The organism is Variovorax sp. P4_B11 (genome assembly GCF_056402355.1).
In genome coordinates, this window is the sequence record NZ_JBFUHO010000046.1 from 47598 (window position 1) to 59310 (window position 11713).

The 11713-nt window shown below is 67.5% G+C and carries 9 protein-coding genes and 1 pseudogene; 9 read left to right on the forward strand and 1 reads right to left on the reverse strand.

What is annotated here, in order from left to right:
* Window positions 1–9: 9 nt before the first annotated feature.
* Window positions 10–969, reverse strand: a complete 960-nt coding sequence (gene panE, locus AC1DYD_RS30110; protein WP_478176409.1) for a 2-dehydropantoate 2-reductase — start codon at window positions 967–969, stop codon at window positions 10–12.
* Window positions 970–1281: 312 nt separating this feature from the next.
* On the opposite strand from panE, the gene AC1DYD_RS30115 reads away from it, so the two are divergent.
* The 9 genes and pseudogenes from AC1DYD_RS30115 (at window position 1282) to AC1DYD_RS30155 (ending at window position 11712) form a co-directional block, all read left to right on the forward strand.
* The gene (locus AC1DYD_RS30115) at window positions 1282–2283 is read left to right on the forward strand and encodes an LLM class flavin-dependent oxidoreductase (RefSeq protein WP_478176410.1); all 1002 of its coding nucleotides are present in this window, start codon (window positions 1282–1284) and stop codon (window positions 2281–2283) included.
* A 24-nt stretch (window positions 2284–2307) separates the two neighbouring features.
* Window positions 2308–3651, forward strand: coding sequence for an LLM class flavin-dependent oxidoreductase (locus AC1DYD_RS30120; protein WP_478176411.1), 1344 nt, complete (start codon window positions 2308–2310; stop codon window positions 3649–3651).
* A gap of 58 nt (window positions 3652–3709) precedes the next feature.
* Window positions 3710–4243: a GNAT family N-acetyltransferase gene (locus AC1DYD_RS30125; protein WP_478176412.1), complete on the forward strand. Its 534-nt coding sequence runs from the start codon at window positions 3710–3712 to the stop codon at window positions 4241–4243.
* A complete protein-coding gene (locus AC1DYD_RS30130) occupies window positions 4240–6081 on the forward strand; it encodes an amino acid ABC transporter permease/ATP-binding protein (RefSeq protein WP_478176413.1) in 1842 nt (613 codons plus the stop codon). Before AC1DYD_RS30125 ends, AC1DYD_RS30130 begins: the two co-directional genes overlap by 4 nt.
* Window positions 6082–6153: 72 nt before the next feature.
* Entirely contained in the window at window positions 6154–7083 is a 930-nt protein-coding gene (locus AC1DYD_RS30135) for an ABC transporter substrate-binding protein (protein WP_478176414.1), read from the forward strand.
* Between the two features lie 21 nt (window positions 7084–7104).
* Complete coding sequence (locus AC1DYD_RS30140; protein WP_478176415.1) at window positions 7105–8040, forward strand: ABC transporter substrate-binding protein; 936 nt, start codon at window positions 7105–7107, stop codon at window positions 8038–8040.
* 3 nt (window positions 8041–8043) lie between these two features.
* Window positions 8044–9134: pseudogene (locus tag AC1DYD_RS30145) on the forward strand (LLM class flavin-dependent oxidoreductase).
* 26 nt (window positions 9135–9160) lie between these two features.
* Window positions 9161–10525, forward strand: coding sequence for a pyridoxal-phosphate dependent enzyme (locus tag AC1DYD_RS30150; protein WP_478176416.1), 1365 nt, complete (start codon window positions 9161–9163; stop codon window positions 10523–10525).
* Complete coding sequence (locus tag AC1DYD_RS30155; RefSeq protein ID WP_478176417.1) at window positions 10522–11712, forward strand: trans-sulfuration enzyme family protein; 1191 nt, start codon at window positions 10522–10524, stop codon at window positions 11710–11712. Before AC1DYD_RS30150 ends, AC1DYD_RS30155 begins: the two co-directional genes overlap by 4 nt.
* Window position 11713: the final 1 nt, after the last annotated feature.

An 11713-nucleotide genomic window follows, 5' to 3' on the forward strand; every position in this document is an offset into this window, starting at 1 on the left:
GGCTCGGCCTCAGGCGACGAGCCGTTGAACGGGATCGGCATCGGCGGTCTCACGCGATCGCCGGGCTTCGTAGCTGCGCAACTGCGCATAGGCCAGCGGTAGAAGGACCGTGTCGGCGGTTGACCAGCGTCCACGGCGCAGGAAATCGCCGAGTATGTGATCGCCCTCGGTCGGGGCGCCGCGCTCGATGTCCTTCAGCAGCGAAGCGGTCAAGGCCGAGCCCGGCGCGGTGACCGTGGCGCGGGTCCTGCCCAAGGCCTCCGGACTGGGCGGGAAGCCGTTGTGCGCGGCGATACGGCTGCATTCGTTCAGCAGCTCGAGGGCAACGTGCTGCGCCCCGGCCTGCACGATGTCGCCCACGCTCGCGCGCATCAGGCTGGTGGTACCGGCCAGCGTCGCGATATGCACCCATTTCTCCCACATGGATTGCAGGATCGTGTCGGTCGGCCGGCTGTCGAAGTTCGCCGAGGCGAACGCGGCCGCGATGGCTTCGATGCGCGGGCTGCGCTCGCCGTCGAGTTCCCCAAAGGCGAGGGTGTGGTCCCGGCCGAGGTGCAAGACCCCACCGGTCTCGTCGAGCGCGGCGGAGATCATGCCGAGGCCGCCCAGCACCCTCCGGTAGCCGAAGCGTTCGGTCAGTCGATCCAGGTGGCGCAGCCCGTTGAGCAGCGGCAGGATCGCGGTCTCGGGCCCGACCGCAGGCGCGAACGCAGCGATCGTTCCTTCGAGGTCGTATGCCTTGCAGCCAACGATGACCAGGTCATAGGGCGACTTGAGCTGGTGCGCGAGCACGGCGGGAGGCGACGGAAGGTGTGCGTTGCCCGCCGGGCTGTGGATGGCCAGGCCGCCCGTCGCGAGCTGTGCGGCGCGCCGCGGGCGCAGCAGAAAGGTCACGTCTTGCCCGGCCTGCAGCAGCCTGCCGCCGAAGTAGCCGCCGAGGGCGCCGGCGCCCACCACGAGGATTCTCATTGATCGTCCTTTCGAGTCTGTCGGTGTGCGAATGCACGAAGGTGGAGGCGGTTCATGCAGGGTATGCGGGCTCGCTCCGTTTGACCACGAAGCTTTCGGCATGTGCTCATGCGAAAACCGTCGGGCGATATCCATGGACGAAAGGCGTCGTCGGCTTTTGCGTCGGACGCTGGCCGATCGGCTGCTCGCGGCGTCCTCGGGGGCTACGGGTGTCAGACCAGATATTGATAGAAGAAATCAGCGCAAGGTCCCGGGCGTCACCGACAACAGAATTCGAGCACTCCTTCACGCGTGCATCCGGCACGAGTCACCTTGTCCTATTCGTTGTCCCTGCTCGACAAGAGCCTCATCCCCGAAGGCCTGGGCGCGACCGAGGCCTTCGCCGCCACGATCGCGCTGGCCCAAAGTGCCGAGCAACTCGGCTATCGGCGCTTCTGGCTCGCAGAGCACCCCGGCAACCGCGGCTACGCCGGATCGGCGCCTGAGGTGCTGGTCGCGCACATCCTGGCGCAAACTTCGCGCATTCGCGTCGGCACGGGCGGCGTCATGCTGCAGCACTACAGCCCGTTCAAGGTGGCGGAGACATTCCGCGTGCTGTCGGCACTGGCGCCGGGACGGGTGGACCTTGGCGTGGGCAAGGCGCCCGGGGGCTTGCCGCTCACGACCCGGGCCTTGCAATGGCTGCATGATCCGCAGGCCAAGCCCGACTTTGCCGTCCGCCTGGCCGAACTCGACGGGCTGCTGCGAGGCACCTTGCCCGCCGGACATCGATTGGCCGAAGCGATCGTCTCGCCCGTTTCAGTGGGGGTGCCGGATCGCATCCTGCTGGGCGGCAGTCCGGACAGTGCCGCGCTCGCAGCGCGTCTGGGCTGGGACTTTGTCTACGCCGGCCACTTCAACGGCGATCCCGCCAATCTCGCCGAATCTGTCGAGGTGTACAGGGCGGCCAGCGGCCGCGCGCCGCGGCTTGCGCTCTTCGCCTTCGTGGCCGACACGCGCGAGGAGGCCCAGGCGCGCGTCGGGTCGATGCGCAGCTTCAAGGTCCAGTTGCCATCGGGCCAGAGCGTCAACCTGCCGAGCCTCGAGGGCGCGGCCGAATATGCGCGCCAGGCGGGCTTCAGCGACTACCGGACCGAAGAACGTTCGCCGCACGTGATCGCCGGCACAGCGGCCGACGTGCGCGCGGAGCTCGACGAACTCAGCGAGCGTCACGGGATCGCCGAATTCATTCTCGATATTCCCGTCGCCAGCTTCGCCCATCGCCTCTTCGCGATCCAGTTGCTGGCGGGCGCCTACGAGCCCGCCTTGGCCTGAACAACCTCACGAACGATTTCTTCGATGACCCAACCCATCACCTTCGGCGTCATGTTGCAGGGCGCCGGCAGCCACATGAACAGCTGGAAGCATCCGGGCGGACCGGCCGACGCGAGCGTCAATCTCGACTTCTACGTGCGGACCGCGCGCAAGGCAGAGGAAAACGGCATCGCCTTCGCCTTCGTCGCCGACGGCCTGTACATCAACGACAAGTCGATCCCGCATTTTCTCAACCGCTTCGAGCCGATCTCGATCCTGTCGGCCCTCGCAGCGCTGACTTCCAGGATCGGTCTGGCGGGAACGGTCTCCACCTCCTACAGTGATCCCTTCACGGTGGCGCGGCAATTCGCATCGCTCGACCTGATCAGCGGCGGACGGGCCGGCTGGAACGTGGTGACCACGCCGCTCGAAGGCAGCGCCAAGAACTACAGCCGCACCCATCCCGAGCATTCGCTGCGCTACGAGATCGCCGACGAGTACCTACGCGTCACACAGGGGCTGTGGGACAGCTGGGATGACGATGCCTTTCCGCGCGACCGCGAGACGGGGCAGTTCTTTCGCCGCGACAAGCTGCATGCGCTCGATCACAAGGGCCGCTTCTTCGAGGTGGCGGGCCCGCTCAATATCGCGCGCTCGCCGCAAGGCCAGCCGGTGATCTTCCAGGCCGGTGCGTCCGACGCAGGCATCGGGCTGGCGGGCAAGTACGCCGATGCGGTGTTCACCCACTCGCCTTCGCTGGAGGAGACGCGCGGCTTCCTGCGCCAGGTGAAGGCGAGTGCGGTGGCGCAAGGCCGCCAGGCCGCCGACGTGAAGATTTTTCCGGGGATCGGCCCGGTGGTGGCAGCGACTGACGCCGAAGCCGAAGCCAAGTACCTCGCGATTCGCGCGCTCCTGACGGTCGAGGAGGCGCTGGCCTTTCTCGGGCGCTTCTTCGATCACCACGACTTTAGCCAGTACCCGCTGGATGCGCCGTTCCCCGAGCTCGGCGAGATCGGCCGCAACAGCTTCCGCTCGACCACGGACCGCATCAAGGCGCAGGCCAAGGCGAAGGGCAGCACATTGCGTGAAGTGGCCCTGGAATTGGCGACACCCAGGACCCAGTTCGTGGGCAGTGGCGAGCGCGTTGCCGACGAGATCATCCGTTGGGTCGACGAGGGCGCCGCCGATGGTTTCATCCTCGGATTTCCGGTGCTCGGGCAGGGACTGGACGATTTCATCACCTTCGTCATCCCGGTGCTGGAAGCACGCGGACGCTTCCAGCGCACGCTCACCGGGCGGACGCTGCGCGACCACGTGGGCCTGCCGCGCAAGGCGAGTCGCTACGCCGCCGCGAGCATCGACCCAACGCTGGCGAACGAGGCGGCCTGATGTCGAGCGACACCGCCGCAGTGGCTCCGCCTTCCGGGCTTGCCGAGGAACCAGTCGCATGAGCGAACAGCTTGTCTACACCACACTGCGCGATCCGCGCGCGAAGCCCCTGATCGACGAGCTGACCGTCGAGTACGACAGCCGCTACGGCGACGTGCTCAGGGAGCCTGGCCTGCCACGCGAGATGGACCGATTCACGCCGGAGGTGTTCGCGCCGCCCCACGGGAACTTCCTGCTGTTGTTGCGCGCTGGCGTCGCCATCGCGGGCGGCGCCTTCATGCGGCATGACGAACGGACAGCGGAACTCAAGCGGATGTGGACGCAGCGCGATTGTCGGCGGCAGGGGCTGGCCGCCAAGGTCTTGCTCGAACTCGAGCTGCAGGCACGCCGTCAAGGCTACGCGCGCATCTATCTCACCACCGGCTTCCGCCAACCGGAAGCCGTGGGGCTTTACCGCGCGCATGGCTACACGGCGCTCTTCGACGAGGTGCCCGATCCGCAGACGCCGCGAAAACTGCCATTCGAAAAACGCCTGGTGATGCCGGCGCAACGCCGTCGGCAGGCCGCGCTGGAAGCGGACGTGCGGCAATGAGCACCCGCATTGCGCTGGAAGGCGTCCGCCAGCCGGCCGGCCCGCCCAAGGCACCGCCATTCGCGAGCGCGGTGCGGGCTGAAGACGGCGACTACGCGCGCTTGCGCGTGGTACCTGCGCGCTATCCGGCGCGCACCGCGGGCACGTTGTTCGCGTTGCTGGTGATCGCGGTCGTCCTCCAGTCGATCTTCACCAACCCGCGCTGGGGCTGGGATGTCTTTGCCGAATGGTTCCTGGCCGAGCCGGTGCTGGTGGGTCTGGGCCGCACGCTGCTGCTGACCGCGCTCGGCGCGCTGCTCGGTTTTTTCTTCGGCACCGCCTTGGCGCTGGCGCGCGTCTCGCGCTCGCCGCTGCTGGCCGGTCTGTCGTGGGTCTATGTCTGGATCTTCCGCTCGATCCCGGTGATCGTGCTGCTGCTGATCATCAACAACCTCGGCTACCTGTACGAGACCGTGACGCTCGGGGTGCCGTTCACCGGCTGGACCTTCTTTTCTTACCCGACGACGCAGCTGATCAGCCCGTTCGCGGCGGCCCTGATCGGCCTGACGCTCAACCAGGCCGCGTTCGCCTCCGAGGTGGTGCGCGGCGGGATCCTGTCGGTCGACCAGGGACAGCTTGAAGCGGCCGCCGCGCTCGGCCTGTCGCGTCGTCGCCAGGCGTTTCGCATCGTGCTGCCGCAAGCGATGCGCACCATCCTGCCCACCGCCTTCAACGACATCATCGGCCTGGCCAAGGGCACCTCGAACGTGTACATCCTCGCGCTGCCGGAGTTGTTCTACACGATCCAGATCATCTATCGCCGCAACCTCGAGGTGATACCTCTGCTGATGGTGGCCACGGTCTGGTACCTGATCATCCTCACCGTGCTGTCCGTGATCCAGCACTACGTGGAGCGGCACTTCTCCAAGGGCGCGCTGCGGCATCCGTCGCGCGACCTGGTCGCCGTGGTGCTTCGCAGGCTCCGGCCCGCGCGCACTGCTGCGGCCGCACCGCCCGGCGGCGAAGCGCCCCGAAGCGTGCCGGCGACGACGCTGGCGGAGCCGGTCGTGGTGCCGCCCTGGACCGAACAGCGCGTGCGCGGCGGCGAGGTCACGCTGCACGGCGTCTCGAAGAGCTTCGGCGCGTTGAAGGTGCTCGACGATCTCAGCTTCACCGTGCCCTCCGGGAGCGTGGCCGTGGTGCTCGGGCAGTCGGGCTCGGGCAAGTCGACCTTGCTGCGCGCGATCAATCACCTGGAACGGTTGGACGCCGGCTTCATCGCCATCGACGGCGAGCTGATCGGCTACCGCCGCGAAGCCGACACGCTGCACGAACTGCACGAGAAGGACATCCTGCGCCGTCGCGCGGACGTCGGCATGGTGTTCCAGAGCTTCAATCTGTTCCCGCACCTGACGGTGTTGCAGAACCTGGTGGAAGCACCTATCGCGGTGCGGCGACTCGCGCGCGCTGAGGCCGAGCGGCTCGCGGCGGAACTGCTCGCGCGGGTCGGCCTGAGCGACAAGATCGACGCCTACCCGCGCCAGCTGTCGGGCGGCCAGCAGCAGCGTGTGGCCATCGCGCGTGCGCTGGCGTTGCGACCCAAGGTCCTGCTGTTCGACGAGCCGACTTCGGCGCTTGACCCGGAGCTGGTGGGCGAAGTCCTGTCCGTGATCAAGGAGCTCGCGCGATCCGGCACGACCTTGATCATCGTGACGCACGAGATCGGCTTCGCGCGGGAGGTGGCGGACACCATCATCTTCATGGAACAGGGACGCATCCTCGAAGCGGGCACGCCGCAGCAGGTGTTCAACGCACCGCGCCACCCGCGCACGGCCGAGTTTCTGGCCAAGGTTCTCTGAGCCCTTGACCTTCTTCATTTCGACCGCTTCCTCTCAATCACCCAGCGCCTGGCGCTTCAACTGAAACCCAAGATGAAACTCCGAAGAAGAATGCTGTCCACCCTGTGGAGCCTGGCCGTGGTCACGGCCCTGCCGTGCACCGCCCTCGCTCAGGCCGTCGACCTCAGCCCGGAGCAGCCGGGGCGCCCCCGCGCGCAAAAGGTGGACGTTGCGGTCCGGCTGCTGCCCAAGGACTTCAAGTGGGTGAAGGAGGGCGTGCTGACGGTCGGCACCACGGCAAGCCGCCTGCCGTTCGCGGTCTACGGCAACGACACGCGCACCCCGGTCGGCAATGCGCCGGACATCGCGCAGCTGGTGGCCGACAGTCTCGGGCTCAAGCTCGAACTGGTGAACACCGCCTGGGCCGACTGGCCGCTCGGCCTGCAGTCGGGCAAGTTCGACGTCGTCGTCTCGAACGTCACCGTGACCGAGGAGCGCAAGGAGAAGTTCGACTTCTCCACCTACCGCAACGACCAGCTCGGCATCTATGTGAAGTCGGACAGCAGGATCGCGAGCATCAAGGAGCCGAAGGACATCGCGGGCCTGAAGGTCATCGTGCAGGCCGGCACGAACCAGGAGCAGATCCTGCTGCGCTGGAACGAACAGAATGTCGCCGCTGGCCTGAGGCCCGTCGAGATCCAGTACTACGACGACGACGTGGTGCTGCGCCTCGCGCTGCAATCCGGCCGCGCCGATGCTTACCTGGCGCCCAATGCCATCGCGGCCTACGAGGCGCGGGACGGCAAGACCCGGCTGGTCGGTACCTTCTCGGGCGGCTGGCCGCAGACGGCCGAGATCGCGGTCACCTCGCGCAAGGGGTCCGGCCTCGCCGAAGCCGTCACCACCGCGCTCAATGCCCAGATCAAGAACGGCAACTATGGCAAGGCGCTGGGGCGGTGGAACCTGGATTCGGAAGCGATCCAGGTGTCACGCACCAATCCCCCCGGCCTGCCCAAGAACTGAGAAGACATCCCCATTCATTCCATGAAGTTCAAGACTCTTGCTGGCGCCTTCGGCGCCTTCCTGCTTGCCTCGGTGTTTGCCATCGGACCCGCCACCGCTGCGGACGTCTTCGACTTCACTCCCGAGCAGCGCGGCCGCCTGCGCGCGGACCGCGACGCCGAAGCCATCAAGGCCATACCGAAGGGCTTCAAGTTCGTGAAGGAGGGCGTGCTGACGGCGGCGATCGCCCCGTTCGGGCCGCCCATCGCCGCCTACGCCACGGATGCCAAGACACCGGTCGGCTTCGATCCGGATTTCGCCCAGCTCATCGCCGACGCGCTCGGCCTCAAGCTCGATCTCCAGCCCATTGCCTGGGCCGACTGGCCGCTGGGGCTGGTCTCCGGCAAGTACGACGCGGTCATCTCCAACGTGGGTGTGACCGAGGAGCGCAAGGAGAAGTTCGACTTCTCGACCTACCGGCTCGGCTTGCACGGCTTCTATGTCAAGGCCGACAGCCCGATCAAGTCGATCCGCCTGCCGAAGGATGCGGCGGGACTGAAGATCAGTACCGGTTCGGGCACCAACCAGGAACGCATCCTGATCGAGTGGAACAAGCAGAACGTGGCCGCGGGCCTCAAGCCGATCGAGTTGCAGTATTACGACGACGATGTGGCCCGCATCCTGGCGGTCGTCACGGGCCGCGTCGATGCCAATTTCAATCCCAATGCGCCGCAGGCCTACGCCGCGGCCAAAGACGGCAAGATCCGTGCGGTGGGCACCGTCAACGCCGGTTGGCCGCAGAAGTCGGACGTCGCCATCGCCACCCGCAAGGGCAGTGGCCTGGCGGCCGCACTCACGGCCGCGGCCAATGGACTGATCCGCAACGGAACCTATACCCGCGCCCTCGACCGCTGGAGTCTTGGCGAAGAGGCGCTGCCCAAGGCCGAGACCAATCCACCCGGGCTGCCCAAGTTCTGATCCGTGGCCATTCGACACATCGCGTTCCTGACGCCCGGCAACTACGCCGAAGACGATCCGGCCACCGGGCTCGAGTCGACCCTCTCGTTGTTCTCAATCGCCGAGGGTCTCGGCTTCGACGGTGCCTGGGTGCGGCAGCGCCATCTCGAGCGCGCGGTGTCGTCAGCGGCGACCTTTCTCGCAGCTGCGACCCAGCGCGCGCTGGACGCATCGAGCTCGGCGCCGCGGTGATCCAGATGGGCTATGAAAACCCGTTCCGGCTCGCCGAGGACCTGGCCACCGTCGACGTGCTCTCGCGCGGCCGGCTGGAAGTGGGCCTGAGCGCCGGCCCGCCGCTGCATGGTGCCCTGCTGGGCGAGCGCTTCCAGGATGGCGATCCGCGCGGCGTCGATTTCTCGCATGCACGCATCGTGCGGCTTCGAGACAATCTGAAGAGCGAAGCGATCGGCGAAGCCGAGACCTTCATCGAATCGGCCGGCTGGCGCCAGCGGCCTCGACTACAGCCGCATGCGCAGGGCCTGACCGAAAGACTCTGGTACGGCGGCGGTTCGTTGCGATCGGCCGAGTGGGCCGGTCGCAACGGCTTGAACCTGCTGGTCGGCAACGTGGTGCAGGGCGAGGCCACCGACGATTTCCATCAGGCCCAGACGAGCCATGTCGAGCGCTTCCGCTCGTTTCATGCCGGGCCGCACGGAGCGCGCGTGGCGATGGGACGCGTCATCGTTCCGCTGGATCATGCGGATGCCGCGACGCGCAGGCGCTATCGCGAATTCGCGGCTGGCCGCGCTGCACGCACGCTGTATCCGCAAGGAGACCGGCGCACGCTCTATCCGCTCGACCTGGTCGGCACGTCGGACGAGATCCTCGAGCGGTTGCGTCTGGATCCGGTCCTGCCATTGGTCAGCGAGCTGCGCCTGGAGCTTCCGTACGCCTTCGCGCATGACGACTACGTGCAGATCCTCGAAGACTTCCGCCGCCGGATCGCGCCCGAACTGGGATGGAGCGAAGGAGTCGTCGAAGCCGATGCCGAGGTGTGGCGGAACTGCGGGGTCGCGTCGAGTGCGCCCTGCGAGCCGCGGCGAAGCGGCCTATGATCCGGTCCTCCCTCCGGACTTCCGAGATGCGCAACCCTGCCGTGCTCGACCTGATCGGCAACACGCCGCTGTTGCAGGTGACGCGCATGGACACCGGTCCATGCACGCTGTTCCTCAAGCTGGAGTCGCAGAATCCCGGCGGCTCGATCAAGGACCGCGTGGGCCTGGCCATGATCGAGGCCGCCGAGCGCGATGGCCGCCTGAAGCCTGGCGGCACGGTGGTCGAAGCCACCGCGGGCAATACCGGACTGGGCCTGGCGCTGGTGGCGCGGGCCAAGGGCTATGGCGTGGTGCTGGTGGTACCCGACAAGATGTCGACCGAGAAGGTGCTGCACCTGAAGGCGCTCGGCGCCGACGTGCGCATCACGCGCTCCGACGTCGGCAAGGGCGATCCTGCCTACTACCAGGACTATGCGGCGCGGGTCGCCGCGGAGATACCGGGCGCCTTCTTCGCCGACCAGTTCAACAACCCGGCCAATCCGCTGGCACATGAGCAGGGCACGGGGCCCGAGATCTGGGAACAGGCYGGCCACGACCTGGACGCCATCGTGGTCGGCGTCGGCTCCGCCGGCACCATCACCGGGCTGACCCGCTACTTTCGCCGGGTGCAGCCCGCGCTGCAGTTCGTGCTGGCCGACCCGGYCGGCTCCGTGGTCGCCGAATACACGCGCAGCGGCAAGATCGGCAAGGCGGGCTCGTGGGCRGTGGAGGGCATCGGCGAGGACTTCATCCCGGCCATCGCCGACCTCTCGGGCGTCGCGCAGGCTTATTCGATCGATGACGAGGAAAGCTTCGGCACCGCGCGCGAGCTGCTGCGTGCCGAGGGCATCCTGGGGGGCTCGTCCACCGGCACGCTGCTGGCGGCCGCGCTGCGCTACTGCCGCGCGCAGACGGTGCCGCGGCGTGTCGTGAGCTTCGTCTGCGATACCGGCACCCGCTACCTGTCGAAGGTCTACAACGACCAGTGGATGCTCGATCACGGCCTGCTGGCGCGCAAGCACTACGGCGATCTGCGCGACCTGATTTCGCGCCGGGTCGAGGAAGGCAGCGTGGTCAGCGTCGGCCCGGACGACACCCTGTTGACGGCGTTCCAGCGCATGCAGCTGGCCGAGGTGTCGCAACTGCCGGTGCTGCGGGACGGTGGGCTGGTCGGCGTGCTCGACGAATCCGATCTGCTGCGCGAGGTGCACGCGGATGCGGCTCGCTTCGGCTGGCAGGTCGAGACCGCCATGACCGACAGGGTGCAGACCCTGCCACCGGGCGCCAGCATCGCGCAGCTCGAGGCGGTGCTCGACCGCGGCCACGTGGCSATGGTGGCCGACGCCGCCGGCTTTCATGGCCTGATCACCCGCATCGACCTGCTGAACCACTGGAGAAGAAAACTGAAATGAGCCGCGATCCCGACGACACCAGACATCTGAGATTTGCCAGCCGGGTGATCCATGCCGGCCAGACGCCCGACCCGAGCACCGGGGCGATCATGCCGCCCATCTATGCCACGTCGACCTATGTGCAGCAGAGCCCGGGGGTGCACCAGGGCTATGACTACGGCCGCTCGCACAATCCGACGCGCTTCGCGTTCGAACGCTGCGTGGCCGATCTCGAGGGCGGTTCGCAGGCGTTTGCGTTCGCTTCCGGGCTGGCCGCCATCTCGACCACGCTGGAGCTGGTCGATGCGGGTTCCCAYATCGTCTCGGGCGACGACATCTATGGCGGCACCTTCCGGCTGTTCGACAAGGTTCGACAACGCAGCGCCGGCCATCGCTTCAGCTACACCGACCTCGGCAAGGTCGACCAGGTGGCCGCGGCGCTGCGGCCCGACACCCGGCTGCTGTGGGTCGAGACCCCCAGCAATCCGCTGCTGGGACTGGCCGACCTCGAAGCGCTGGCCGCGTTGTGCCGCGCGCGCGGCATCATCAGCGTGGCCGACAACACCTTCGCCAGCCCTTTCGTGCAGCGGCCGCTGGAGTTCGGCTTCGACGTCGTGGTGCATTCGACCACCAAGTACCTCAACGGACATTCCGACGTGATCGGCGGCGTCGCGATCGTTGGCCGCGAACCGCGGCACGAGGCCCTGCGCGAGCGGCTCGGGTTCCTGCAGAACGCGGTCGGCGCCATCGCCAGCCCCTTCGACAGCTTCCTGGCGCTGCGCGGCGTCAAGACGCTGGCGTTGCGCATGGAGCGGCATTGCGCCAATGCCGCCGCGCTCGCGCGATGGCTGGAGGGGCAGGCGCAGGTCAAGCGGGTCCACTACCCGGGCCTGGCGTCGCATCCGCAGCATGCGCTCGCGCGCCGCCAGATGACGGGCGGCTTCGGCGGCATGATCTCGCTCGACCTGCACGGCGACCTGGCCGGCGCCCGCCGCTTCCTCGAGGCGGTGAAGATCTTCTCCCTGGCCGAGAGCCTCGGCGGCGTGGAGAGCCTGATCGAGCATCCGGCGATCATGACCCACGCCACGATCCCGGCCGAGACCCGTGCAAGGCTCGGCATCGGCGACACGCTGGTGCGGCTGTCGGTGGGTGTCGAGGCGGTGGAGGATCTGCGGGAAGATCTGGCGCAGGCGCTGGCGCGGATCTGAC